Origin of the sequence: Nonomuraea sp. NPDC049504, assembly GCF_040676845.1 — a bacterium.
GTDB lineage: Bacteria > Actinomycetota > Actinomycetes > Streptosporangiales > Streptosporangiaceae > Nonomuraea > Nonomuraea salmonea.
In genome coordinates, this window is the sequence record NZ_JBFAPT010000018.1 from 194,736 (window position 1) to 221,275 (window position 26,540).

At 73.3% G+C, this 26,540-nt stretch carries 15 protein-coding genes; 10 read left to right on the forward strand and 5 right to left on the reverse strand.

Annotated features, from left to right (window positions below):
• The first annotated feature begins 259 nt into the window (after window positions 1–259).
• Window positions 260–613, forward strand: coding sequence for a spore germination protein GerW family protein (locus AB0K28_RS31310; RefSeq protein WP_364377145.1), 354 nt, complete (start codon window positions 260–262; stop codon window positions 611–613).
• Between the two features lie 447 nt (window positions 614–1,060).
• Complete coding sequence (locus tag AB0K28_RS31315) at window positions 1,061–1,633, forward strand: LysE family translocator (protein WP_364377147.1); 573 nt, start codon at window positions 1,061–1,063, stop codon at window positions 1,631–1,633.
• 89 nt (window positions 1,634–1,722) lie between these two features.
• Here AB0K28_RS31315 and AB0K28_RS31320 read toward each other — a convergent pair whose 3' ends face one another.
• From AB0K28_RS31320 to pulA, 3 genes are all read right to left on the reverse strand, one after another.
• The gene (locus AB0K28_RS31320) at window positions 1,723–2,445 is read right to left on the reverse strand and encodes a VIT1/CCC1 transporter family protein (protein ID WP_364377149.1); all 723 of its coding nucleotides are present in this window, start codon (window positions 2,443–2,445) and stop codon (window positions 1,723–1,725) included.
• A 733-nt stretch (window positions 2,446–3,178) separates the two neighbouring features.
• Complete coding sequence (locus AB0K28_RS31325) at window positions 3,179–3,760, reverse strand: hypothetical protein (RefSeq protein WP_364377151.1); 582 nt, start codon at window positions 3,758–3,760, stop codon at window positions 3,179–3,181.
• 202 nt (window positions 3,761–3,962) lie between these two features.
• A complete protein-coding gene (pulA, locus tag AB0K28_RS31330) occupies window positions 3,963–6,605 on the reverse strand; it encodes a pullulanase-type alpha-1,6-glucosidase (protein WP_364377153.1) in 2,643 nt (880 codons plus the stop codon).
• Between the two features lie 173 nt (window positions 6,606–6,778).
• Between pulA and AB0K28_RS31335 the strand changes: the two genes are divergently transcribed.
• The 6 genes from AB0K28_RS31335 (at window position 6,779) to AB0K28_RS31360 (ending at window position 20,399) form a co-directional block, all read left to right on the forward strand.
• A complete protein-coding gene (locus AB0K28_RS31335) occupies window positions 6,779–9,172 on the forward strand; it encodes a hypothetical protein (protein WP_364377155.1) in 2,394 nt (797 codons plus the stop codon).
• Between the two features lie 58 nt (window positions 9,173–9,230).
• A complete protein-coding gene (locus AB0K28_RS31340) occupies window positions 9,231–11,333 on the forward strand; it encodes a hypothetical protein (protein ID WP_364377157.1) in 2,103 nt (700 codons plus the stop codon).
• Window positions 11,334–11,396: 63 nt separating this feature from the next.
• Complete coding sequence (locus AB0K28_RS31345; RefSeq protein WP_364377159.1) at window positions 11,397–14,789, forward strand: phosphodiester glycosidase family protein; 3,393 nt, start codon at window positions 11,397–11,399, stop codon at window positions 14,787–14,789.
• A gap of 115 nt (window positions 14,790–14,904) precedes the next feature.
• The gene (locus tag AB0K28_RS31350; protein WP_364377161.1) at window positions 14,905–16,050 is read left to right on the forward strand and encodes an amidohydrolase family protein; all 1,146 of its coding nucleotides are present in this window, start codon (window positions 14,905–14,907) and stop codon (window positions 16,048–16,050) included.
• A gap of 80 nt (window positions 16,051–16,130) precedes the next feature.
• Window positions 16,131–17,507, forward strand: coding sequence for an amidohydrolase (locus tag AB0K28_RS31355; RefSeq protein ID WP_364377163.1), 1,377 nt, complete (start codon window positions 16,131–16,133; stop codon window positions 17,505–17,507).
• A gap of 69 nt (window positions 17,508–17,576) precedes the next feature.
• Window positions 17,577–20,399, forward strand: coding sequence for a glycoside hydrolase family 2 TIM barrel-domain containing protein (locus AB0K28_RS31360; RefSeq protein WP_364377165.1), 2,823 nt, complete (start codon window positions 17,577–17,579; stop codon window positions 20,397–20,399).
• A 60-nt stretch (window positions 20,400–20,459) separates the two neighbouring features.
• Here the strand turns inward: AB0K28_RS31360 and tuf are convergent, their stop codons facing one another.
• Entirely contained in the window at window positions 20,460–21,629 is a 1,170-nt protein-coding gene (gene tuf, locus AB0K28_RS31365; RefSeq protein WP_364377167.1) for an elongation factor Tu, read from the reverse strand.
• Between the two features lie 230 nt (window positions 21,630–21,859).
• Window positions 21,860–23,155 (reverse strand): UDP-glucose/GDP-mannose dehydrogenase family protein, encoded by a 1,296-nt coding sequence (locus tag AB0K28_RS31370; RefSeq protein WP_364377169.1) that lies wholly within the window; start codon window positions 23,153–23,155, stop codon window positions 21,860–21,862.
• A gap of 208 nt (window positions 23,156–23,363) precedes the next feature.
• Between AB0K28_RS31370 and AB0K28_RS31375 the strand changes: the two genes are divergently transcribed.
• Together AB0K28_RS31375 and AB0K28_RS31380 are read left to right on the forward strand one after the other, a co-directional pair.
• Complete coding sequence (locus AB0K28_RS31375) at window positions 23,364–25,244, forward strand: S9 family peptidase (protein ID WP_364377171.1); 1,881 nt, start codon at window positions 23,364–23,366, stop codon at window positions 25,242–25,244.
• Window positions 25,205–26,533 (forward strand): serine hydrolase domain-containing protein, encoded by a 1,329-nt coding sequence (locus AB0K28_RS31380; RefSeq protein ID WP_364377173.1) that lies wholly within the window; start codon window positions 25,205–25,207, stop codon window positions 26,531–26,533. The genes AB0K28_RS31375 and AB0K28_RS31380 overlap by 40 nt, the downstream gene beginning before the upstream one ends.
• The last annotated feature ends 7 nt before the right edge of the window (window positions 26,534–26,540 follow it).

A 26,540-nucleotide genomic window follows, 5' to 3' on the forward strand; every position in this document is an offset into this window, starting at 1 on the left:
TTTGCGTGCGGGGGCCGTGCGTGTGGGGGCCGTGCCGTGCCGCGCCTTCCGACAAGTGCCGGCGCCCCTGACGGGTGCTGGCTGGCAATCCCAAGAGGCGGCCGCGCACGAGGGCCGTCCGATCGAGGGCCGTGCCGTGCCGCGCCTTCCGACACGTGCCGGCGCCCCGGACGGGTGCCGTCTCGTTCGCCCCAAGGGGCGGTCGCTCGGCGGTGAGCAGCGTGTTCGACGGGGCGACGTCCGGGGGTGACGATGGGGTATGGACCTCATAGAACTGGTCGAGAAGTCGAAGGACGCCGCGACGGTCAGCCGGGTCTTCGGCGAGCCCGTCCGGCACGGCGACGTCGTCGTCATCCCGGTCGCCAGGGTCGCTCAGGGCGGCGGTGGAGGGCACGGCCGGGGCACGGGTGAGAGGGGCGACGAAGGCGGCGGCAGCGGCGGCGGCTTCGGCTACAGCGCCACCCCTGCCGGTGTCTTCGTCCTGAAGGACGGCGAGGCTCTGTGGCGCCCCGCGATCGACGTCAACCGCATCGTCATCGGCGGCCAATTCGTCGCAGTAGTCCTGCTCCTGACCCTACGCTCGATCTTGAAACGCCGCCGCCGCAAGCGCTGACCCCACACCCCCGCCGCCCACCCTTCAGGAACGCCGGCTTCGCGGTGACAGGCCCACACTGCCACCGCGACCGGCCAAAACCCGGACCCCGCCCACACAGGCAACCTCCGCCCCCCACTCCGCGCTTCAGCCGAACAGGCCCACCCATTGCGCCGAAGACCGGCGAGACCCGCCTCCCGCTTCGAGGCCGGCGATGCCGGTTGCCTTTCCGAGGGTTGGTCAGGTCGGACCCGATGTTCGGGGCTCGGTGAGGTGGGTCCCGTTGCCTTCCGGCGGGGTGATGCCGGCTTCCCTCATCGGAAGTTGGACTGGCCGGCTTCGTTGGCCCGGGGTGGGTGAAGGAGGCTCGGCAGTGGGTGGGGGTTGGTGGAGGGGAGGTCGTAGGGTGGGCGGGTGACGGCTTTGGGGCAGGTTGTGGCTTTTGGTGGTGTGGTGGTGCTCGGGGCGATGTCGCCTGGGCCTGACTTCGCGGTGGTCGTGCGGCGTTCGGCCGTTTCCGGTCGCGTGCACGGGATGGCCGCCGCCTCTGGAATCGCGGTGGGCGTCTTCGCCTGGGTGGTCGCCGCAGCCACCGGGGTGGCCGCGCTGCTCGCGGCATCCGCCGCCGCCTTCACCGTCGTCAAGGTGGTCGGCGCGGCCTACCTGCTCTATCTCGGCGTACGGTCGCTGCTCGCGGCCTGGCGCGGTGGCGGCACCCTGCGGCTGGACGTCCCGGACGCGGGCGGGCGGGGGCCGGGGGCCGCGTTCATGGAGGGCTTCCTGACCAACGTGCTCAACCCGAAGGCCGCCCTGTTCTTCGTGGCGCTGGTGCCGCAGTTCCTCGGCGCCGGGGCACCGGTGGTGGCGCTCTCGGCGGCGGCGCTGGTCGGGACGGTCGCCTGGTTCCTGGTGGTGGCCAACGTGGTGGGAGCCCTGCGCAAACTGTTCGCCCGTCCGGGCGTACGCCGCGCGGTGGACGCCCTGACCGGCGTGGCCCTGGTGGCTCTGGGCCTCAAACTCGCCACCTCCACCCGCCCCTGACCGCACGACGCGAACGCGCGGTGTGCTGCGTTCGCGCGTTCGCGTGGTGCGGGGGCGGTGTCGTTAGCCCAGCCCGTACGGCTCACGCGTCAGGCGATGGCGACGCCCAGGAGGTGGCCCAGGCCGAAGGTGACCGTGGCGGCGCCGACGCCCAGGGCGAGTTGGCGTAGACCCCCGAGCCACCATGGGCGGGCCGTCAGGACCGCCACGACCGCGCCGAAGCCGAACAGGGCGATCACGCTCACCAGCAGCGCCACCATCAGCCCGGACGCCCCGAACAGGAACGGTGCCAGCGGCACCAATGCGCCGGCGGCGAAGGCGCAGAACGACGAGCCGGCGGCCACGTACGGGGACGGCAGGTCGTCGGGGTCCACGCCGAGCTCCTCGCGGACGTGCACTCGCAGCGCCTGCTCGGGGTCGGCGGACAGGCCGTCGGCCACCCGTTCGGCCAGCTCGGCGTCGAGGCCCCGCGAGCGGTAGAGCGCCACCAGCTCGGCGCGTTCACCGACCGGGTTGCGGGCCAGCTCGCGGCGCTCGACCGCGATCTCCGCCCGCATCAGCTCGGTCTGGGACTTCACGGACGTGTACTCGCCGGCCGCCATCGAGCACGCCCCGGCGAACAGCCCCGCGAACCCGGCCAGCACCGCCCCCTGCCCGGCCCCCGCCGCGCCGACCACTCCGGCTATCAGCGCGAAGTTGGACACGAGCCCATCCATCGCCCCGAACACCGCCGGCCGCAGCCATCCACCGGTCACGTCCCGGTGGGTGTGGTGCTGCTCGGGAGAGTGCGGACGAGCGAGCTCGATCGTCATACGTTTTCCTCCGATTTCGGATCTCTCATGAAAAATGTGGCATATGCTCCACAAGATCCGCAACGAAGGCGAGCCTTGCCTGACCTGCGGTGTTGACGGGCTTTCCGGCGTTCTGTGCTCGCCCGGTCATGGACGGTGACGCCGCTCCGACCGTCTCTCAACGACCGCTCCGATCGTCTCTCGGCGACCGGTCGGACCGTCTATCGACGACCGGTCCAACCGCCCGTCGGCGACCCTCGGACGGTGCCGGACGGCCCTGCGAAGGTGCCCGATGCTCACAGGCTGCGGGGTGGGTATCGCAAAGCTCGACGAGAGAGCGCAAGTCAGCGATTCGCGCGGGAAAGGATCAGTGGGCGGCGGGTTCACGAGCTGATCAGTGATTGGCGGAACTCGTCCGAGAGGTGATCTGAGCCGTGGCGATTGCTTGATCTTCGGGCGCGAACTCCGATCTCATGACCTCCCCTCGCCCCGCCGGGTTCCTGATCTCGGGCGTAGGAAAGGCCAGAACCGTCGATGGGAATGCAGGCCGATGGCCTGCCTTGGTGCTGTCGCCGCAACCAACGAATGCGCTGTCGGCCACCAAAGGGCGTGAAGTCACGACGCGCCCCTGGTGAATTCCGAGTCCGACGTGTGCGACGGCGCAGTGGCTCTGCCGGCGGTGGTGGGCCGCGGCCAGGTGTCGGGCGCGGGGGATGCCCCCGCACCCGGAGAACGAGGCTGCGGTCCTGACGTGTCAGGCGTGGGCTGGGGCCGGAGCTTCAGTCGTGGCGGGGCGCATGAGGGTGGCGCATTCGTCGATGGTCTCCTCCAGCAGCCTGCGGAGCAGGGCGTCCGGGTCCGGGATGCAGGCCTGGACGATGCCGACCACCGCCAGCTGCACCGCGTTCGGGGCGGCGTAGCGGCGGAAGCCCTTCTCCGTGATGCGGGCGGCGCGGCTGAAGCGCCGGGCCTGTTCGGCCGCGTGCGGGACCTCGGCCATCGCGCGGCGGCTGCGCTCGCTCATCCGCCCGGACGGCGCCCCGTCGAGGCGGGCGAGCATCTCCTCGGCCGCGAGCACCGACACGGCCAGCGCGAGCTGGCGTTCGGCGGCGGCGACCGGCAGGGCGGTGGTGGCGCAGCGCAGCGCGATGTGCGCGTCCACGTGCAGGTCGTCGCTGTTCAGACCGATGATGGACGGTACGAGATGGACGAGTTTGGCCCGGTTCTCGTCGTCGGTGTTGTCGTTGACGAGCCTGGCGAGCGCGGCCAGCAGCGGATGTGTGCAGGCCGGGTGGTCGCTCCAGCGCTCGCCGGCCAGGTAGGAGGCGAGTTCCATGAAGCAGGCACCGCGTTTCGGGTTGCGATGCCTGCCACGGGAAAGGACCGGCAGGTGATCAAGGTGATTGTCCACGGGTGCTCCACTGCTCCACGCGATCGCCGTCTATCCAGTCTGCGCCGTCGTGCGGCTCATTGCCAGTGATGCGATGAACGTTCCCTCTACCCCGTACAGCCACACTCCAACGCGGACGAACCACCCTTTACGGCTCCACGAAGACGGCGACCGTGCGGGCCGGAACGGTCAGCGTGCCGGTGGACGGGTCGTACGACGACGACCGTACGACCGGATCGGCCGACTCCGCCTGGACGGGATGGAGCGTCACGGGCGACGCGGCGGCCTGAGCCTGAGGTGACGGCGTGGCGTTGAAGACCACCATGACCGACCGCCACCGCTCGTCCAGGCCCGAGGTGTCGATGCGCATCGTGATCACCCCTTCGGCGGACTCGGGGAACGTCAGCCGCCGCCGCACCTCCTCGGCCGTCCCGAGCGCGAAGGCCGGCGTCGAGGACCGGATCCGCAGCAGTTCGCCGACCATGGCGCGGGCGGCCGTGATGTCGGCGGGACCGGGCCGCAGGGACGGGTCGGCGAGCAGCGGGCGGGCGTACGGCCAGCGGGCCTCGTTGTCGCGCCGCGGCGGCAGCCCGGCGCCGAAGCCGTTGCCCTGGGCGCAGTCCCACAGCAGCCGGTTGAACCAGTCGCCGGAGTCGTAGGAGTTGCGGTCGAGCGACTTCGAGCGCAGCCGTTCGCTGCCCGCGTGCAGGAACGCCATGCCCTGCGCCAGCAGCACCACAGCCAGCGACAGCACCTGCATGCGCACCCGGTCGGCCATCGGCGTGTTCTGCGGCAGTTTGTAGGCCAGCGCGTCGTACAGGGTCTCGTTGTCGTGCGCGTCCACGTACGCGACCGCCTCGCCCGGCGCGGTGGTGTACCCGGCGGGCATGCCGTTGTACCAGACCTCCGAGCCCGCCCGCCCGGACGGCAGCACGTAACCGGCCAGGGCGCCGGTGAGCCCGATCCTGATGAGCTCGCAGTAGCGCGCCAGCCGCTCGCGCTGCTGGTCGGGGCCGCCGTTGACGGGGGCGCCGTTCGGCGCGCCGGCCAGGCCCGAGCCGAAGCCCTGCACGCGCGGGTCGGCGTCGAAGGGGGCGCCGCCGCGCACCGCGTCGCGCAGCCGGTCGTTGAACGTCGCGATGGCGGTGCCCGCCAGGTTGGCCTGGGTGGCCTGCACGAACCGGGCGTCACCGGCCACCTCGCCGAAGCTCCACCCCTCCCCGTACAGGATGATCGACTTCCCGTCGACCCCGTCGGCGGCGGGCGTGAGCGCGTCGAGCGCGCGGCGGACGGCGAGCAGGTTGGACTTCGGGTGGTGGCCCATGAGGTCGAAGCGGAAGCCGTCGACGCGGTAGTGGCGGGCCCAGGTGACGACGGAGTCGACGACGAGCTTGCCCATCATGAGGTGCTCGGGGGCGGTGTTGGCGCAGCAGGTGGAGGTGGCGAGCGAGCCGTCGTCGAGCAGCCGGTGGTAGTAGCCGGGCACGATGGGATCGAGCACGGCGGTGGAGTGGGTGTGGTTGTAGACGACGTCCATGACGACGCGCAGCCCCGCGTCGTGCAGCGCGGCCACCATGGCGCGGAACTCGCGGACGCGGGCGTCCGGGTCGGTCGCGTACGAACCCTCCGGCACCGTGTAGTGCAGCGGGTCGTAGCCCCAGTTGTAGGAGTCGTTGGCGGCGGTGCGGGCCACGATCTCCTGCTGCCGCTCGGAGTCGGGCGGCAGCGCGGCCAGCTCGCCGGCGGGAGGCTCGGTACGGTCCTCGCGCCGCTCTGGGATGGTCGCCACGTCGAAGACCGGCAGCAGGTGCACGTGCGTGACCCCGTCGGCGGCCAGGGCGCGCAGCTCGCGCGTCCCGTCGGAGTCGAGGGCGAAGGCCGCGTACGTGCCGCGCAGCTCCTCGGGCACGGTCGGGTCGGCGGCGGAGAAGTCGCGGACGTGCAGCTCGTAGATCACCGCCCGGTGCTGCGGCACCGGCGGCGGCGCGGCGCGCCGGTCCCAGCCGGGCGGTTTGAGCGCCGCCCTGGTCAGGCAGACGATCCTGCTGCGCCGGCCGTCGGCGGTGACGTCCACGCCGTACGGGTCGGTGACCTCGTTCGTCACCACCGCCCCCGCTTCGGGCGAGTAGACGGTCACCAGGTACGTGTACTCCAGCCCCCACCACGCGGGCGGCCCGTGCACCGTCCACACGCCGGTCTCGTCGTCGCGCCGCATGCGGTGCACCCGCCGCCCCGCGGGGCCGTACAGGGCCAGCTCGACCTTCCGCGCGGTCGGCGCCCACACCGCGAGCTTCGGGAACATCCTCCCCGAAGGCCCCAGCACGGCGTCGGCGGCGGCCGCGTACAGGTCGTCGAGGACGCCGGGCAGCTGCACGCCGGTGACGGCCTCGACCCGGCCCTCGGGATCGCGCCGCACGGCCACCACCTGGCCGCGCAACGCCTCAGGGACGAGGTCGGCGTCCTGCGGATCCACCTTGTACGCCGGATGCCCGGCCAGGTGCGGCCACCTGACGCGCTGCTGCCCGGTGAGCCTGCCCGCCATCAGCCGGATCAGGCAGGCTCCGCAGTCCTGCTCGCCGTGGCCCCACGGCACGTCGCCGGGGTGGAAGACCAGGAACGCGCCCTCCTGGCAGGCCGGCTCGCCCGGCCACACCACCGTGTCGCGGTCGATCCAGTGCGCCCTGGCCTCGCTGAGGCGCCCGTCGTCCCCCTCGGCAGGGCGCTCCTGCGGCGCTTCCCTGTCGTCGCGTCTGCGAATGATGTCTCTCAGGCTCTCCGCCCCCTCGCCCATCGGGCACCCCCGCACCCCCGTACGGACGCCACAGCGTCCTCGTTCCCACCTGAGCGGCGGTGAAGCGAAGCGCCCCGGAATACTCCTCTTTGCCATGTTTGCCGCAGCGTGACCATGGCCGTAAACACGACGAGTATTTGACCAATCACAGTAAGTGATTAGATGCTGGGTTGGTGGACGGTTTTCTCGACGAGACCTACGACGGTGTGACCGAGCTGCGCGTGCACGGCGTCTCGGGCACGCCGCCGGCCGGCATCCTCGCGCATCCCCACCCCAGGCTCGTCGCGGGCGACGGCACCACCGGGTTCTATCGCCGCTGGTGGGAGGGCGGGCCGCCGGCCGGAGAGCACGCCGACGTGCCGGGGGTGCGTCACCGTGAGGCCTACGCGTGGGGCAACCTCACCTCCGGGGGCCGGGCCATCGCGCTGTGGCTGCTCCTGCTGCCGTTCTCGCTCGCCAACCTGGCCTACTTCATGCTCCCCAGACCCGCCGGGGCCAGGCGGCTGCGGCACGTGACCGAGGCGGGGCAGCGGCTGTTCGCGCTGCTGCTCACCGGCACGCTGGTCGGCGCGGTCACCCGGGTCGGCGTCGATCTCATCGGCTGGCAGTGCACCGCTTCCGGCCGGGCCTGCGCCGCCGACACCGCGCCCGTCTGGGTGCGGTGGCTCGCCGTCCTCTGGGGCGACGAGCCGTCCAGGCGGCTGGCGGTCACGTCGCTGCTGCCGCTGGCGCTCGTGGTCCTGCTGTGGTGGCTCGCCCGGCGCACGTGGCGCCGCGACGAGAACACCCGCCCTCCGGACGGTCCGGCGACCCCACCTGCGGCCGGCGTCCCGGCTCCGCGCACCCAGACGGACGACACCCCACCCCCCGCACCGGCCGCGGGGGAGCGGCCGGGTGATGCGCGGGTGAGGGAGCGGCCGGGTGGTGGCGCGGAGCCAAGGGTGGAGGAGCGGCCGGGTGGTGGTGTGCGGCCCGGCGGCGGGGTGCTGTTGGGGAGGCCGAGGCTGTGGCATGGCGGGGCGCCGGTGTGGCGGCTGCGGGTGGTGCATGTGGCCTTCGCCGTCGCCTCCATCGGGGTGGCGGTGGTGGCGCCGTTCGCCGGTACGGCCTTGGGGCTCGTGCTGACCGTCGCCAATGCGGCGATCCTGGTCGCCGCCGTCGTGCTGGTGACGTTGCCGTGCATCGCCCGCCGGGTCGATCCGCAGGCGGGGCGGCGTACGCCGGTGCTGCTCGACGCCGCGTGCCGGGCGTTGCGGGTGGCGGCGCCGGTGGTGTTCGTCGCCACGGCCGGCGCCGCGCTGGCGGGTCTTGAGCCGGGTGACGGTGGCACGCTCGCCTGGCAACTCCCCGGCGTCGGCATTGGAGCGTTCCAGTACGCGCTCACCGTCGGCCTCGGGCTGTTCCTCCTGATCACCACCTTCGCCCTGGCCCGCGCCGCCAAGGACGAGGAGGGCGGGCCGCGGGCGATGGCCGGGATGGCGGCCTGGTTCGTGCTCATGGTGGCCGTGGGCGCCGCGAACGTGCTGGCGCTCGGCCTGCTGTTCTGGACCGCCGCGTTCTTGGGCGTCCCCGGCACCGCCGCGGAGCCCGGCCCGCTGGGGCGGGCGCTGCTGATCGACGACTCCGCCTGGTGGACGGCGGCCCTGGTGCCGCTGCTCGCGTTCGGCCTCCTCGCGCTGGCGGGCGTGCTCTGGCTGATCAGGAAGGCGGCGGCGGCCCGGCTGGCGCCCGAGCTGAAGCCCTACTACGGCGAGCGTGACGACGCGGAGACGGTCGCGAGCGCGTGGGCGCTGGCCGCGCTCACCGACCGGGCCGGGCTGGTGCTCGGCGTGCTCACCGCGCTCGGCGCGGCCGGGTCGGCGGTGGTGACCGTGCTGCACCGGCTCGGTCCTTTCACCCCAGGAGGCGGCGTCTCGGGCATGCTCGCCTCGGCGGGCGGCTGGGTCATGGTGGCGGCCGTGGTGACGCTGGTGCTGGTCGGGCGGCGTACGTACAGCGACGCCCGGCTGCGCAGGACGATCGGCATCCTGTGGGACATCGCCACGTTCTGGCCGCGCGCCATCCACCCGCTCGCGCCGCCCTGCTACACCGAGCGGGTGGTGCCCGAGCTGGTCGCCAGGGTCCGCAGGCTGGCCGCGAAGGACGGCGACCAGGTCGTGCTGTCGGGGCACAGCCAGGGCAGCGTCATCGCCGCCGCCGTGGTGCTGCAGCTCGATCCGCAGGCCCGGCGGCGCGTGCGGCTGCTCACGCACGGCTCGCCGCTGCGCCGCCTGTACGCCGCCTACTTCCCCGCCTACTTCGGCGGCAGGGAACTGACGGCGGTACGCGAGGCGGTGACGTGGTGCAACCTCTACCGCCTCAGCGACCCCATCGGCGGCCCCGTCTTCCGCCGCGTCGACCCCCTGGCGGGCGGCGAGCAGGACGCCGTCGACCGGTTCTGCTGGGACCCGCGCAGGCCCGGCCCTGGCGAGCCGCTGCCCGAGGCCCGGCGGCACACCGCGTACTGGCTGGATCCGCTCTACGACGAAGCCCTGACCAGGCTCATCACCGTCGAGCGCGCCGTCTGACGGTCCCGCACTGTAGGGTGTCCCGCGGTCTGGAGTCGGTGAGCCATGGGGGCTGACGGTGCGGTGGGTGCTCTTCCTGGTGGTGCTGTTCGCGGGGTTATGGGTCACGCCCCCCGCCGATGCCGCCCCGGAGGGCGGCAGGGTCGCCTTCATCGGCGTGCCGGGGCTGCTCTGGGACGACCTCGACCCGCGTGACACCCCGCGCATGTGGGAGCTGGCCGGGCAGAGCGCGCTCGGGTCGCTCTCGGTCAAGGCCGTCGGCACCGTCACCTGCCCGTACGACGGGTGGCTGAGCGTGTCGGCGGGCGTGCGCCAGGCCGTCGACCGCCGCTGCGGCCTGCCGCCCGAGCCGATCGCGCAGGGCGCGGGCGCCGTCGTGCCCGAGGTGCCCGAGCTGCGCGCCACCACCAACGGCATGTACGCCGGCGCGCTCGGCGGCGCCGTGCACGCCGCGGGCCACTGCACGGCCGCCGTCGGCAGGGGCGCCGCGGTGGCGCTGGCCGACCAGCAGGGCAGGGTCGACCTCTACGCCTCCGAGCCCGCGGGGCTCTCCGACTGGACGCGCTGCCGGGTGCTGGCCGTCGACGTCGCCGCGCTCGTGCAGCCGTACCTCGAAGACGGCAGGCTGCCGCAGGAGCCCGAGGTGATCTCACCCGAGCAGCGTCGCGAGCTGGCCCGCCAGGCCGACGCCGAGGTCGGCGCGGCGCTCGACCGGCTGCCCGCGGACACCGAGGTCGTGCTGGCCGGCATCGGCGACCACGGCTCGGTGCCGCACCTGCGCGCCGTGCTGTGGCGGCGGGCGGGCACCGACGCGGTCACCGGCGAGGCCGGGCCGTCCATCGGGGCCGGTTCCACCATGCGCGACGACCTCGTGGTGCTGCCCGACATCACGCCCACGCTCCTGGGCGCCGCGGGCATCACGCCGCCGTCCGGCGTCGTCGGGGTGCCGTGGCGGCTCGGCGACCCCGTCACGCCCGCCGACCTGGTCAGGGCCGACGTGGCGGGCACCTCCGTACGCGGCATGACCGGCTGGTTCTTCACCGCCTACGCGATCCTCCAGGTGGCCTTCTACGTGGGGGCGTACCTCCTGCTGTCGAAGCGTCGCAGGCTCGGCCTGGTCGGGACCGTCGCGGTCGTGCCGGCCTGCGTGCCCGTCGCGACGTACGCGGTGAACGTGCTGCCGTGGGACCGCAGCCCCTACCCGGTGGCGACGCTGATCGGCGCGGTGCTGGCCATGACGGCCACGATCGCCGCCGTGGCGCTGCTCGGCCCGTGGCGGCGCGACCCGCTCGGCCCGCCCGCCGCGGTCACCGCGATCACCGCGGCCGTGCTCGTGGCCGACCTGCTGACCGGCACGACGCTGCAGTTCAACAGCCTCATGGGCTACACCGCCGTGGTCGGCGGGCGCTTCTACGGCCTGGCGAACATCCCGTTCGCGCTGCTCGTCACCTCCGTGCTCATGTGCTCGGCGATCGCCGCCCAGCATCTCGTACGCGCCGGGCGGCCGCGCGCGGCCGTGGCGGGGGTGGTGGCGTCCGGCGTGGTGGCGATGCTGCTGGCGGGCTGGCCCGGCGTGGGCAGCGACTTCGGCGGCGTGATCGCGTTCGTGCCGGGCATCGCGGTGACCGCGCTGCTGGTCGCGGGCCGCAAGGTGTCGCTGCTGAAGCTGGCCGGGTTCTGCGTGCTCGGCGGGGTGGCCGTGTCGGTCATCGCCGTCCTCGACCACCTGCGCCCGCCGGCCGCGCAGACGCACCTCGGCAGGTTCGTGGGGATGGTGCTCGACGGCACGTTCCTGCCGATGATCGCGCGCAAGCTGGGCGCCATGCTCAACACCCTGCTCTCGCCCAACCTCATGCCGATCGTCATGGCCGGGCTGATCTTCCTGATCTTCGCCGTGCTGCGGCCCGGCAAGGTGAGCGCGGGCGTGGTGCCGCTGGCGTTCGAGCGGCTGCCGATGCTGCGCGCCGGGCTGCTCGGGGCGCTGGCCAGCGGCGTCGTCGGCATGCTGGTCAACGACTCGGGGACGGCGGTGCTGTCCATGGTGGTGGCGCTGGCGGTGCCGCTGGTGCTGCACGCGGGCGTCCGGCTGCCGGAGCTGGCGGGGCAGGAGGAGGAGCCTCCGGGGGACACGGTGGGGGAGCGTGTGGCCACCAAGATCTGAAATTTTCTTTTAGTTCATGTCAAAGCCTTGAAAGTTATAACCACGAGCGATTGCATTCGGGGCGTGCAGACCCTCCGATTGCTGGCCGCCGCCGCGCTCGTGTTAGCCCCCGTGGCCATCAGCGCGCCCGCGCAGGCCGATCCCGTCTCTCCCGCAGAGGACGCGTCCCAGGCGTCGTCCTACCCCGCCTCCTCCACGCTGCTCGCCAAAGCCTCCGAAGGCCGGCGGCTGGAGACCGCCAAGACCACCCGGCCGGTCGCGCCGGGCCTCTCCCTGACCTCCTTCGACACCTTCGACGAGCTCGGCTGGCTGCGTGCCGACGCCGTCACCGCCGACCTCGGCAGCGTCAAGGCCGACTACGTCTTCTCCGGCGAGGTGTCCAAGACCGAGCCGCTGTCCGGCCCGGCCAAGCGCTCGCGCGCGGTCGCGGCCGTCAACGGTGACTTCTTCGACATCAACAACTCCGGCGCCGCCCAGGGCATCGGCGTGCAGAACGGCACGCTCGTCCAGTCGCCGATCGCCGGCCACGAGAAGGCCGTCGCGATCTCCGGCGACGGCGTCGGCCGGGTGCTCGCGATGTACTTCGAGGGCACCGCCACCCCCGCCGGCGGCGCGCCGATCACGCTGACCCAGTTCAACCAGATCGTCCAGCGCGACGGCGTCGGGCTGTTCACGCCGCTGTGGGGCTCGTACACGCGGGCCCGCGCCGTCGAGGGCGCCACCGCGGTCGCCGAGGCCGTGCTGGTGGACGGCGTGGTCTCCGAGGTACGCGACGCCGCGGGCAGCGGCCCCATCCCGGCCGGCAGCACGATCCTGCTCGGCCGCGACGCGGGCGCCACCGCCGTGGCCGCGCTCCAGCCCGGCGACAAGGTGGAGGTGAAGTACCAGCCCAAGCCATCCGACGGCACGTCCGTCAAGGCGGCCGTCGGCGGCAACTGGGTGCTGCTCAAGGACGGCGTGGTGCAGAACTCCACCGACACCGCCGCGCACCCGCGCACCGCGGTCGGCTTCTCCGCCGACGGCAGGAAGATGTACCTGCTCACCGTGGACGGCCGCCAGGCCGACAGCCGCGGCGTCACCCTGAACGAGCTGGCCGCCATGATGAAGGAGCTCGGCGCGGCCGACGCGCTCAACCTCGACGGCGGCGGCTCCTCCACGATGCTGGCCCGCGAGCCCGGCTCCGCCGACGTGCAGGTGGAGAACAGCCCGTCCGACGGCGGCGAGCGCCACGTGCCCAACGGCCTGGCCCTCTACGCGCCCGAGGGCAGCGGCAAGCTCAAGGGCTTCTGGGTGGAGACCGCCTCCGACCCGGCCAAGGCGCCCGGCGCCGCCCCCGTCGGCGGCGGCCGTCCCGACCGCGTCTTCCCCGGCCTGACCAGGCGGCTGACCGCGGCCGGCTACGACGAGACGTACGGCCCCGCCGCCGGCACCCCGTCCTGGCGCGCGAAGCCGGCCGTGCACGGGGTCGTCCGCGACGGCCGCTTCCACGCCCTGCTGCCGGGACAGACCACGGTCACCGCCGCCCGCGGCAAGGCCAAGGGCGAGATCGAGCTGACCGTGCTGCAGCCGCTGGAGCGGCTCGGCGCCACCGCCGACCGCGTCGGCATCGCCGGCCAGGACGGCACGGCCGCCTTCGGCGTCGTCGGCTACGACCGCAACGGCAACTCCGCGCCCATCGAGCCCGCCGACCTCAAGCTCTCCTACGACAAGAACCTCTTCGAGGTCACCGCCGCCGAGCACGGCTACTTCACCGTCAAGGCGCGCCAGGCCACCGGCTCCGGGCTGATCACCGCCAAGGTCGGCAAGCTCAGCACCGCCGTGCCGGTGACCGTCGGGTTCGAGGACAAGCAGGTCGCCGACTTCGAGGACGCGGCGAAGTGGACGTTCGCCGCAGCCCGCGCCACCGGCTCGCTGTCGGCCGCGCCCGGCCACGACGGCGGCGGGCTGAAGCTCTCCTACGACTTCACCACCTCCACCGCCACCAGGGCCGCCTACGCCGCCCCGCCCGGGGAGCTGGTCGTCGAGGGGCAGCCACAGGCGTTCGGATTGTGGATCAACTCGACCGGCAAGGGCGAGTGGCCCAGCCTGGAGTTCTACGACGGGCTCGGGCAGTCGCAGATCCTGCGCGGGCCGTACATGACGTGGACCGGCTGGCGCTACGTCGAGTTCCCGGTGCCGCCGGGCGTCAACTACCCGCTCAAGCTGCGCCGCTTCTACGTCGCCGAGACCAAGGCCGACGCCTCGTACACCAACGAGATCATGATCGACGGGCTGGTGGCCAAGGTGCCGCCGTCGGTGGAGGCCCCGGCCGCGCCCAAGGTCGCCGACCCGGTGGTCAGGGCGGACGTGGCGGACATGCCGTGGCGGTTCGCGGTCATGTCGGACGCGCAGTTCGTGGCCAGGGACCCCGACAGCGACCTGGTGAAGAACGCGCGGCGCACGCTGCGCGAGATCAAGGCCGCGAAGCCGGACTTCCTGATCGTCAACGGTGACCTGGTGGACGAGGCGTCACCGGAGGACTTCGCGCTGGCGAAGAAGATCCTCGACGAGGAACTCGGCGGGACGGTGAAATATCACTACATCCCGGGTAACCACGAGGTGATGGGCGGCCAGATCGACAACTTCAAGGCCGTCTTCGGCGACACTTACCGCACCTTCGACCACAAGGGCACCCGCTTCATCACGCTGGACACCTCGCGCCTGACCCTCAGGGGCGGCGGCTTCGACCAGGTGGCGATGCTGCGCGACCAGCTCGACCAGGCCGCGAAGGACGCCTCGATCGGGTCGGTCGCGGTGCTGTTCCACGTGCCGCCGCGCGACCCCACGCCGGGCAAGGGCAGCCAGCTCGGCGACCGCAAGGAGGCCGCGCTGGTCGAGGACTGGCTGGCCGCCTTCCAGCGCGAGACCGGCAAGGGGGCCGCGTTCGTCGGCGGGCACGTCGGGACGTTCCACGCCGAGCACGTGGACGCGGTGCCGTACGTCATCAACGGCAACTCCGGCAAGAACCCGGCCACCGCGCCCGACGACGGCGGCTTCACCGGCTGGTCCCTCTGGGGCGTCGACCCGGTCAGCAAGGCCGAGGCCGAGCTGGTCAGGCGGAGCTGGTTCACCGACGCGCCCACCTGGATCGGCACGCAGGTGCGCCCGCACGTGGACGAGCTGACGCTCACCGCGCCCGCGAGCGTCGCGGTCGGCAGGCCCGCCGCCGTCAGCGCGTCCGTCGTCCAGGACGGCCGGACGGTGCCCGCCGCCTACCCGGTGTCGGTCACCTGGTCGGGCTCGCCCAACCTGCACGTCGGCGGCCGCGCCTCGGCCAGGCCCCGGCACGTCGCCGTCCTCGACCCGGCCACCGGCACGCTCACCGCGCTGCGGCCCGGCCAGGTCACGGTGGCCGTCACCGTCAACGGCGTCACCCGCCAGGCGACGGTGGCCCTGACCGCCAGGGCCGCCGCCTGATCTTCCCCTTTCAGCGGGCCCCTGGGAACGTCTCCCGGGGGCCCGCCCCTGTGTTGGGGGCCTCGGCGGGCGGGTACGAGATCGAATCAGCGCCGTCTGATCGGGAGGACCGGCGATGTCGATGGAGCTCGAAGTCGTGCCCGCCGGGCTGGCCCGCGTGCTGGAGGAGCTGCCGCTGGTGGACCACCACGTGCACGGGGCCACCTCGCACGACCTGTCGCGCACCGCGTTCGAGGAGTTGCTCGGCGAGTCCGACCGGCCGGTGCCCGACTGGATGACCCGCTTCGACTCCCAGCTCGGGTTCGCCGTGCTGCGTCACTGCGCGCCCGTGCTCGGCCTCGAACCGTTCTGCCCGCCGGAGGAGTACCTCGCCAGGCGGGCCAGGATCGGCGCGCACGAGGCCAACCGGCTGCTGCTCGGCGCGTCCGGCGTCGGGCACTTCCTGGTCGAGACCGGCTACCGCGCCGAGGAGCTGCTCGGCCCCTCCGGGATGGCCGAGGCGAGCGGGGCGCCCGCCGACGAGGTGGTGCGGCTGGAGAGCGTGGCCGAGCAGCTGGCCGCCGCCGGGTGCGGGGCGGGGGAGTTCGGGCGGCGGTTCGCCGAGGCGTTGTGGGAGCGGACCGGGGACGCGCGCGGGCTCAAGACCGTCGCCGCCTACCGGTGCGGGCTCGACTTCGATCCGGCGCCGCCGTCCGCCGACGAGGTGGCGGCGGCGGCCGGGCGGTGGCTTGAGGAGGGCGGGCGGCTGCGCGACCCCGTGCTCGTCCGTCACCTCATCTGGACGGGACTCGAACGGGGGCTGCCGCTGCAGTTCCACATCGGGTACGGCGACCCCGACATCGACCTCAAGCGGTCCGACCCGCTGCTGCTGCGCGGGCTGATCGAGCTGGCCGAGCCGACCGGGGTGCCGTTGCTGCTGCTGCACTGCTACCCCTTCCAGCGGCACGCCGGGTATCTGGCGCAGGCGTACCCGGCGGTGTTCTTCGACGTGGGGCTGGCGCTCACCCACGTCGGGGCGCGCGGTTCCGCGCTGCTGGCCGAGAGCCTGGAGGTGGCGCCGTTCGCGAAGATCCTTTACTCGTCCGACGCGTGGGGGCCCGCCGAGCTGCACCATCTCGGCGCGTTGCTGTGGCGGAGGGGGATGGCGCGGGTGCTCGGGGAGTTCGTGCTGGAGGAGGAGTGGTCGGTGGCGCAGGCGGTGCGCGTCGCGACCATGATCGGCGCGGAGAACGCGCGCCGCGTGTACGGCCTGGGCGGCTGACGTTCCTTTGGGGACGGGTATGGGACGGCCATAAGGGCACGTATGCGGACATTGCACATATTCGATGGAGAGGAGAGACGGTGACGGGGGCAGCACGAGCGGCCGGGAACGGACATCGGGCGGCGGGGCTGGAGGCGGCGCTGCGGGCCGCCCTGCGGCGGGAGCTGCCGGCGGCCGTCGCCCTGCGCCGCGAACTGCACGCGGCGCCCCGCGTGTCCGGGCAGGAGGGGCCGACGCTCAAGCAGGTGCTCGACGCGCTGCCCGACGGTCTCGTCGAGCACGTGGCGGGCACCGGAGCCGTGCTGCGCGTCGGCGGACCCGGCGCCGCCGTGGGGGTGCGGGGTGAGCTGGACGCGCTGCCGATCGTCGAACGTACGGGCGTGCCGTGGGCCGCCACCAACGGCGCCATGCACGCCTGCGGCCACGACGTGCACCTGGCCGCCGTGGTCGCCCTGGCCCGCGCCGTCGCCACGGTCGCCGCCGGCGGCCCGGCGGAGGCCCGGGAGGTCCTGACGGAAGCCGCCGCCCAGGGCGCCGCGGAAGCGGTCACGGACGCGGACCCCGCCGGCGGATCCTCCGCACGCCCCGCCGCCACCGGAGTGGTGGAGGAGGTCGCCGAGGCCGCCATGGCAGGGGCCGCCGAGGCGGTCGCCGAGGTCGTGGGTGGGGCGGAGCCGATGCCCTTGCTGGTGGTGTTGCAGCCGCGCGAGGAGACGTACCCGTCGGGGGCGCAGGACGTCGTGCGGTCCGGCGCGCTGGACCGGCACGAGCTGCGGGCGATGGTCGGGGCGCACGTGCAGCCGGTGCTGGAGGAGGGGACGATCGCCTGCACACCGGGGCCGGTCAACGCGTCGTCCGACGAGTTCAGGGTGCGGGTCACGGGGGCCGAGGGGCACGCGGCGTACCCGCATCTGACCCGCGATCCCGTGCTCGCGATGGCGCAGGTGATCGTGGCCGCGCAGCAGCTCGTCAGCCGGGCCGCCGACCCCATGGTGCCGACGGTGGTGACGTTCGGGACGGTCATGGCGGGCACCACCCCCAACGCCGTGCCCGGCGAGGCGCTGGCCACCGGCACCCTGCGCACGATGTCGGAGAGCTGGCGCGAGGAGCTGCACGTCAGGTTCAGGCAGGTGATCAGGGACACCGCCCGCGCGTACGGCTGCACGGCCGACGTCGAGATCCTGCCCGGCGAGCCGATCCTCATCAACGACCACGACCTCGCGCTGCGCGCGGGGGAGCGGCTGCGGCATGAGGGGTGGACGGTGTCGGACGAGCTGCGTTCGTGCGGGGCCGACGACTTCGCCAGGTACGGCGCGGTGGCGTCGTCGCTGATGATGTTCGTGGGCGTGGACACGGTGGCCGGGCTGCACAGCCCCCGGTTCCTGCCGGACGACGAGGCGGTCGGGGCGGTGGCCGAGGCGCTGCTGGCGGGCTACCTGGCCGCCTCCGGCCCGTGACCCCCGTACAGTCCGGACGAAGGACCCCATCGCTGACGAAATCTCCCCCAACCTCTAGGCTCAGCGGCGATGGATCTCGAAACCTTCACCCCCGGCTCGGGCCGGCTCGCCCCCCGCGCGGCCCTCCACTCCGACGCCCCCGCCATCAGCCTCAACGGCACGTGGCGCTTCCGCCTGTCGCCGGCCGCCGACGTCCCCGAGGACTTCACCGCCCCCGGCTACGACGACTCCGGCTGGGACGACCTCCCCGTCCCGTCCCACTGGAACCTGCACGGCCACGGCGCCCCCGCCTACACCAACGTCTCCTTCCCCATCCCGATCGACCCGCCGCACGTCCCCGGCGAGAACCCGACCGGCGACTACCGCCGCGTCTTCGAGCTGCCGGACGGCTGGCAGGGCGGGCGGCAGGGCGGACGGCAGGGCGGGCGGCAGGGCGGGCGGCTGCGGTTCGAGGGCGCCGAGTCGTTCGCCCGCGTCTGGCTCAACGGCCACGAGCTGGGCTTCTCGACCGGCAGCCGGCTGCCCGTCGAGTACGACGCCGCCCCCTACCTGCGGCCCGGCCGCAACGTGCTGGCCGTACGGGTGCACCAGTGGTCGGCCGCCACGTACCTGGAGGACCAGGACATGTGGTGGCTGCCCGGCATCTTCCGCGACGTCACGCTCACCAGCTCCACCGCCGACGTGTACGTCCGCGCGGACCACCGCGACGGCCGCGGCGTGCTCGCCTACCTCGAAGGTCCCGGCCCGCTGAGCATCCCCGAGCTGGGCGTGACCGGCCTGGAGCCGGGCGGCGAGATCACCGTCGAGGCTGAGCCGTGGACCGCCGAGACCCCCCGCCTGTACGAGGCCGTCGTCGCCGGCGACGGGGAGACCGTGCGGCTGCGGGTCGGGTTCAGGACGATCTCCATCGAGGACGGCGTGCTGCTCGCCAACGGCAGGCCGCTGCTGCTCAAGGGCGTCAACCGGCACGAGTTCCACCCGGAGCACGGCCGGGCGGTGCCGTACGAGACCATGCGCGAGGACGTGCTGCTGATGAAGCGGCACAACGTCAACGCGGTCAGGACCAGCCACTACCCGCCCCACCCGCGCTTCCTCGACCTGTGCGACGAGCTCGGCCTGTGGGTGATCGACGAGTGCGACCTGGAGACGCACGGCTTCTGGGAGGTCGGCTGGCGCGCCAACCCCACCGACGACCCCCGCTACGCCGACGCGCTGCTCGACCGCATGCGCCGCATGGTCGAACGCGACAAGAACCACCCCAGCGTCATCATGTGGTCGCTCGGCAACGAGGCGGGCGTGGGCCGCAACCTCGCCGTCATGGCCGACTGGGCGCGCGAGCGCGACCCGTCCAGGCCGCTGCACTACGAGGGCGACCGCTCCTGCGCCCACACCGACGTCTACTCCCGCATGTACGCCTCCCACGCCGAGGTCGAGCTCATCGGCAAGCGCGAGGAGGACCCGCTCGACGACCCCGAGCTGGACGCGCGCCGGCGCACGCTGCCGTTCCTGCAGTGCGAGTACGCCCACGCCATGGGCAACGGGCCCGGCGGCCTCGCCGAGTACCAGGAGCTGTTCGAGCGCCACCCCCGGCTGGCCGGCGGGTTCATCTGGGAGTGGATCGACCACGGCATCGCCCACCCGGTCCACGAGTACGCCTACGGCGGCGACTACGGCGAGCCCGTCCACGACTCGAACTTCGTCATCGACGGCCTCGTCTTCCCCGACAGGACGCCGTCGCCCGGCCTGACCGACCTGAAGAAGGTGTTCGAGCCGGTCCGCTTCACGTTCGACGGCGATGACGTCGTGCGGGTCGTCAACGGGTACGGCTTCCGCGACCTGTCCCATCTCCGGTTCACCGCGACCGTGCAGGTGGAGGGCGAGACGGTGACCGAGCACGTGCTCGGCGTGCCGGCGGACGGCGGCGAGGTCGCGCTGCCCGGCGCGGGCGGCGGGCCCGAGGGCGAGCGGTGGCTCACCGTACGGGCCGAGCTGGCCGAGGACCAGCCGTGGGCGCCGGCCGGGCACGAGGTCGCCTGGGGCCAGACCCGGCTTGCTGCGGCCACACCCGCGCCCGCGTCCCGCACGACCGCGTTCACCAGGGACGGGCTGATCACCGCCGGCGACTGCGCGTTCGACGCGTCGGGGCGGCTGGTGCGGCTGTTCGGGCTGGAGGTCGAGGGGCCCAGGCTCGGCCTGTGGCGGGCGCCCACCGACAACGACCGCTACGGCGGGCTGGAGGGCCGCTGGCGGGCGCTCGGCCTGCACCGGCTCACCCACCGCGTGGACGAGGTCAGCGTGGGCGACGAGCTCGTCGTACGGACGCGGGTCGCGGCGGCCGCCACCGACCTCGGGATGCGGGCGACCTACAGGTGGACGTACGACGGCGGGCTGCGGCTGGCCCTGGAGATCGAGCCGGAGGGCGAGTGGCCGGGGCCGATCCCGCGGCTCGGCGTCGACATGACGCTGCCCGGCGCCGCCGTGGACCGGGTGACCTGGTTCGGGCCGGGGCCGGGGGAGTCGTACCAGGACACCGGGATGGCCGCCCGCGTCGGCCGCTGGTCGGCCACGGTGGAGGAGCTCCAGACGCCGTACGTGTACCCGCAGGAGAACGGCCACCGCGCGGACGTCCGCTGGGCCGTGCTCACCGGCGAGCAGGGCGGGATCCGGGTGTCGGGCGAGCCCGCGTTCGGGCTGACCGCGCGCCGGTGGAGCGCTGCCGAGCTGACCGCCGCCCGGCACCGCCCCGACCTGGTGCCGGGCGACCGCCTGCACCTCCACCTCGACCTCGCCCACCAGGGCATCGGCACCGCCACCTGCGGCCCAGGCCCCCTGCCCGCCTACGACCTGCACCCCCAACCGGCCACCCTGCGCCTCCGCTTCACCCCCGCGTGAGGACGCGCCCATGAGAACGGCCGTCCCGGTCGTGATGACCGGGACGGCCGTTCAGGGGGGTCAGGCGGTCAGGACGGTGCCCGCGCCGACCGTGAGGCCGCCCTCACGGATGGCGAAGCCGAGCCCCGCCTCCAGCGCGACCGCCTTGCCCAGCGTCACCGTCACCTCCACCGTCTCGCCGGGGGCGGCGCTCTCGACGCCGTCCGGCAGGGTCAGCTCACCCGGCACGTCGGTCGTGCGCAGGTAGAACTGCGGCCGGTAGCCGGAGGCGATCGGCTTGCGCCGGCCGCCCTCCTCCGGGGTCAGCAGGTAGACCCGGGCCGTGAACGCCCCGAGCGCCCGCTGGCTGCCCGGCGCGGCCAGCACCATCCCGCGCCGCACCTGCTCGCGGCGGATCCCGCGCAGCAGCACGGCCGCGTTGTCGCCGGCCTCGCCCTGCTCCATCGTCTTGCCGAACGTCTCGACGCCGGTGACGACGGCGGTGAACCCCTCGCCGAACCCGACCACCTCGACGGTGTCGCCGACGCGGACGGTGCCCCGCTCGATGGCGCCGGTGACGACCGTGCCCCGGCCGGTGACCGTGAGCACGTTCTCGACCGGCATGAGGAACGGCGCGTCCACGTACCGCACGGGCACGGGGATGTGCTCGTCCACCACCCGCAGCAGCTCCTCGACGGAGGCCGTCCAGACCGGGTCGCCCTCCAGCGCCCGCAGCCCGGAGACCCGCACCATCGGCACGTCGCGGTAGCCGTGCTCGGCGAGCAGCTCCTGCAGCTCCAGCTCGACCAGGTCGACGAGCTCGGGGTCGGCGCCGTCGGCCTTGTTGACGGCGACGACCAGGTGCTCGACGCCGACCCGCTTGGCCAGCAGCACGTGCTCCTTGGTCTGCGGCATGATGCCGTCGTGCGCGGACACGACGAGGATCGCGCCGTCGAGCTGCGCCGCCCCCGTGATCATGTTCTTCACGTAGTCGGCGTGGCCCGGCATGTCGACGTGGGCGTAGTGGCGGGTGTCGGTCTCGTACTCGACGTGCGAGATGTTGATCGTGATGCCCCTGGAGGCCTCCTCCGGGGTGCGGTCGATCCGCTCGAACGGCGTGTACGTCGCCTGCCCACGCTGCGCCAGCACCTTCGTGATGGCGGCGGTCAGCGTCGTCTTGCCGTGGTCGACGTGACCCATGGTGCCGATGTTGAGATGCGGCTTGTTGCGTACGTAGGCCTGCTTGGCCATCGGTTCCCTTTCCCTGAAACCTGCGGAGTGAGTGACCCGTGTGGGCCGGTTCGACCTCCCCCCGCCGGGTCACTTCAGGGACTTACGGGAAGAGGTCGGCGCTCCAGGCCGTCGCAGGCACGCCCGGACGCGCCCGGCAGTGCGGGCGTCGCGAGGTGGGCGAGCGGGAACATGATGTTCATAGTGCGGTCGTCAGCAACGAACCGCAACGGATTATTCCGCCGCGTGGGTCAGGGGCGGCCGACCCCCATGTAGGTGTAGCCGAGCCCGCGCATCTCCCGCGGATCGAGCAGGTTGCGCCCGTCGAACAGCACGGGACGCCGCATGGTCGCCGCCATGCCCGCCCAGTCGGCCTCCTTCAGCTGCGGCCACTCGGTGACCACGATGGCCGCGTCGGCGCCCTCGACGGCCAGCTCGGGGGTGGCGAGGCGGGTGGTGGAGGTCCACGGCTCGACCTCGGCCGGCCGCGCCATCGGGTCCCAGCAGCGCACCTCGGCGCCCTCGGCCAGCAGCCGCCCGGCCAGCACGGTGCTGGTGGCCTCGCGCATGTCGTCGGTGCCCGGCTTGAACGTCAGCCCGAGCAGCGCCACCCGCATGCCGGTGAGCGTGCCCAGCTCGTCCTTCAGCTTCTGGATCGCGCGGCGCTTCTGCAGGTTGTTGACCTCGATGACGGCCGACAGGAGCTGCAGGTGGTAGCCGGTGTTGGAGGCGAGCTGGCGCAGCGCCTCGGAGTCCTTCGGGAAGCAGGAGCCGCCCCAGCCGATGCCGGGCCGCAGGAAGTGGGGGCCGAGCCGGTGGTCGAGGCCGACCGCGCGGGCGACCTCCTCGACGTCGGCGCCGGTCTTCTCGCACAGCGTGGCGATCTCGTTGATGAAGCTGATCTTCGTGGCGAGCAGCGCGTTGGAGGCCAGCTTGACCATCTCGGCCGAGCGCACGTCCATGACGACCACCGGGCCCTCGATGCCCTCGTGCAGCTCGGCGACCAGGGCGGCGGTGGCGTCGTCGGCCGAGCCGATGACGATGCGGTCGGGCCGCATGAAGTCGCGTACGGCGCTGCCCTCGGCGGTGAACTCGGGGTTGGCGGCGTAGCCGACGTGGGACAGGCCGGCCTCGTCGAGCGCGGCCCGCACGCGGGTGCCGGTGCCGACCGGCACGGTGGACTTCATCACGACCGCCCGCAGGTGCTCGGCGCCTTCGAGGGAGCGCACGACCGACCAGACGCGCGACAGGTCGGCGTCGCCCGAGGCGGACGGCGGGGTGTCGACGCACACGTACGCGATCTCGGCGCCGTCGAGCGTCTCACCGAGGTCGGTGGTGAAGGACAGGCGCTCCTTGTTCCTGGCGATCATGTCGCCGAGGTCGGGCTCGTAGATCGGCACGTCGCCGGAGCGCAGCAGGGCGACCTTGCCGGGGTCGATGTCGCGGACCACGACCCGGTGACCCAGCTCCGCGAGGCAGGCGCCGGTCACCAGACCGATGTAACCGGCACCGAACACGGCCACCTGCCGTTCCGGCGTGCGTACCATGCTTGAACCATCCATTCTCGGGAAAACTCGGGGGAAATCAGGCGCCGGGGACCGGCGGGGGATCTTAACCTTAACGTTCGCCCCGTCATTCTCCCCGACCGGCGGGACCACCTGGTTCCCCGGCCGCTTGTAGCGGGGCACAACCAGGGGCCGGGCGTTCGTCCGGGAGGCCGAAGCAGGGCCGATGCCGGTGGCCTACGGTTCGCATATGCGACGTCTCACCCTGGACGACCTGTACGGCTTCGCCGTCCCCTCCGATCCGGCCCTGCGTCCCGACGGCGGCGCGGTGGCGTACACGCTGACGAGCGTCGTCCGCGCGGCCGACGAGAACCGCACCGAGGTGTGGCTGGCCGTCCCCGGCGGGCAGCCGCGCCGGCTGGCGGAGGGCAGCGCGCCGCGCTGGTCGCCGGACGGGCGCACGCTCGCGTTCCTGCGCCCGGTGGACGGCGCCGCGCAACTGCACCTGCTGCCCATGGACGGCGGCGAGCCCGCGCCGCTCACGAAGGCGCCGCTCGGCGCGGGCCCCGCCGTGTGGTCGCCCGACGGCACGAAGATCGCCTACGCGGGCCCGGTCGGCCCTGGCGACGGCGGGCCGCCCGACCCGCACGCGCCCGTGGTGGCCGACCGGCTCGACCACAAGGCCGACGGCGCGGGCCTGCTGCGCGGGATCACCACGCACCTCTTCGTGATGGACGTCGCCTCAGGCGAATCCACCCGGCTCACCGAGGGCGACCTGCACGCGGGCGAGCCGTCGTGGTCGCCGGACGGCGCCACGCTGGTGTTCACCGCGGCCCTGGAGCCCGACCCCGACCTGGAGCTCGACGCCGGCGTGTACGCGGTGCCCGCGACCGGCGGGAAGCCCGAGCGGCTGACCGACCCCGAGCTGCTCTGCGCCGGCGCCTGGTGGCTCGGCGACCGGCTGGTGGTGGCCGCGCAGAAGGGCGAGCCGGTGGGCCACGTCCGGCTGTTCGAGCTCGGCCAGGACGGCGCCGCCGAGGTGGAGACCGGGCTCGACCGCAACGTCATGGTCGGCCACCCCGGCTACCCCGGCGCCGTCCCCGCCGCGCACGGCGACGACCTGCTGTTCTGCGCCCGCGACCGCGGCCTGACCCGCCTCTACCGCGCCCCCGCGCACAGGCTGGTGCCCGGCGACGTCAGCGTGGCGGGCGCGAGCGTGGCCGCCGGCAAGGTGGCCTACGTCGCCGCCACGCCCCGCAGCCCCGGCGAGGTCTTCCTCCTGGACCTCGCCGGCACGACGCCCGAGCGGCTCACCCGGCACACCCCGGCGGACATCGAGCCATACGTGCCGGTCAGCCGCACCTTCACCGCCCCCGACGGCACCGAGGTCGAGGGCTTCGTGCTGCGCGACGAGAGCCTCGAGGAGAGCCGCACCGGGCCCGGGCCGCTGCTGCTCGACGTGCACGGCGGCCCGCACAACGCCTGGGCGCCCGTGCTCGACGGCTTCCACCTCTACCATCAGGCGCTCGCCGCGCAGGGCTGGACGGTGCTCACGCTCAATCCGCGCGCCAGCGACGGCTACGGCGAGGCCTTCTACAAGGCGACCGCGGGCGCCTGGGGCCTGGCCGACACCCAGGACTTCCTGGCCGCCGTGGACGCCCTCGTCGCCGACGGCGTCGCCGACCCCGAACGGCTGGCCGTCACCGGCTACAGCTACGGCGGCTACATGACGTGCTGGCTGACCGGCGTGACCGGCAGGTTCAAGGCCGCCGTCGCGGGCGGCGCGGTCACCGACCTGAGCAGCATCTCCGGCACCTCCGACCTGGGCCACCTGCTCAAGACGTACGAGTATCACGGCGACCTGGCCGCCCAGTCGCCGATCACCCGCGTCGGCGAGGTCACCGCACCCACCCTGCTGCTGCACGGAGAGAACGACGACCGCTGCCCGATCGGCCAGGCCGAGCAGTGGTTCGCCGCACTGCGCGAGCGCCGCGTGCCGGTCCGGCTCGTGCGCTACCCGGGGGCCTCCCACCTGTTCATCCTGAACGGCCGGCCCTCACACCGGTACGACTACAACGAAAGGATCATCGCGTGGCTGGAGCAATGGGTCAGCAGCGGCTCGCCGAGCTGATCGCCCGGTACGAAGTGCCAGGAGCGGCGCTGGCGTACCTGCACGAGGGAGAGCTGACCGAGGTCGCCGCCGGCACGCTCAACGCCGCCACCGGCGTCGAGGCCACCCCCGACGCGCTCTACCAGATCGGCTCGATCACCAAGGTCTGGACGGCCACCCTGCTCATGCAGCAGGTCGAGCGCGGCAGGCTGACGCTGGACACCCCGGTCGCCGAGGTGCTGCCCGAGTTCAGGGTGGCCGACCCCGAGGTCAGCAAGACCGTCACCATGCGGCACCTGCTCTCCCACACCAGCGGCATCGACGGCGATCTGTTCCTCGACACGGGCCGCGGCGACGACTGCGTGGCCAAGTACGTCGAGGCCTGCGCCGACCTGGCCCAGAACCACCCCATCGGGGCCACCCAGTCCTACTGCAACTCCGGCTTCGTCATCGCCGGCCGCGTCCTGGAGAAGCTGAGCGGCAAGACCTGGGACGCCCTGCTGCGCGAGGAGATCGCGGAGCCCCTCGGCCTGACCCACACCTGGACGCTGCCCGAGGACGTGCTGCGCTTCCGCGCCGCGATGGGCCACGTGGACGGCGGCGCGCCGGCCCCGGTGTGGGGGCTGATGCGCAGCGCCGGCCCGGCCGGGCTCATCTGCGCCCGCCCGGCCGACGTGGTCGCCTTCGCGCGGGCCCACCTGGAGGGCGGGCTGCTCGACGACCCGCAGGCCATGTGGGAGCCGCAGGTGGACGTGCCCAACCCGCACGGGCTCGGCCCCCAGTGGGGCGTCGGCTGGATCCTGGACGAGTGGAGCGGGCAGCGCGTGGTGTCCCACGGCGGCAACACGATCGGCCAGCACGCCATGCTCTGGGCCGTGCCGGGCACCGGGACCATCGCCTGCGTCACCGCCAACGGCGGCCACTCGGGCGCCTTCACCCGCGCCGTGGCGACCGAGCTGTTCGCCGAGCTGGACGGCCTCGCCGTGCCGCAGATGCCCGCCCCGCCGGAGACCCCGATCGAGGTGGACGCCACCCCGTACGCCGGCGTCTACGAGCGGGCCGGCGCCCGCATCACGGTGTCGGTCAAGGACGACGGGCCGTGGCTGACGATGGAGGCCACCGGGGCGCTGGCCGAGCTGGAGCCGGAGCCGGTGAAGCGCAGGCTCGTCCCCGTGGAGGGCGGCGAGCGGCCGCTGTTCGCGTGCAAGGAGCCCGACGCTCCCGACTGGCTCGCGGTCGTCTTCTACGAGCTGGCCGACGGCTCCCCGTACGTGCACATGGGCGCCCGCGCCACGCCCAAGACGGGGTGAACTATCG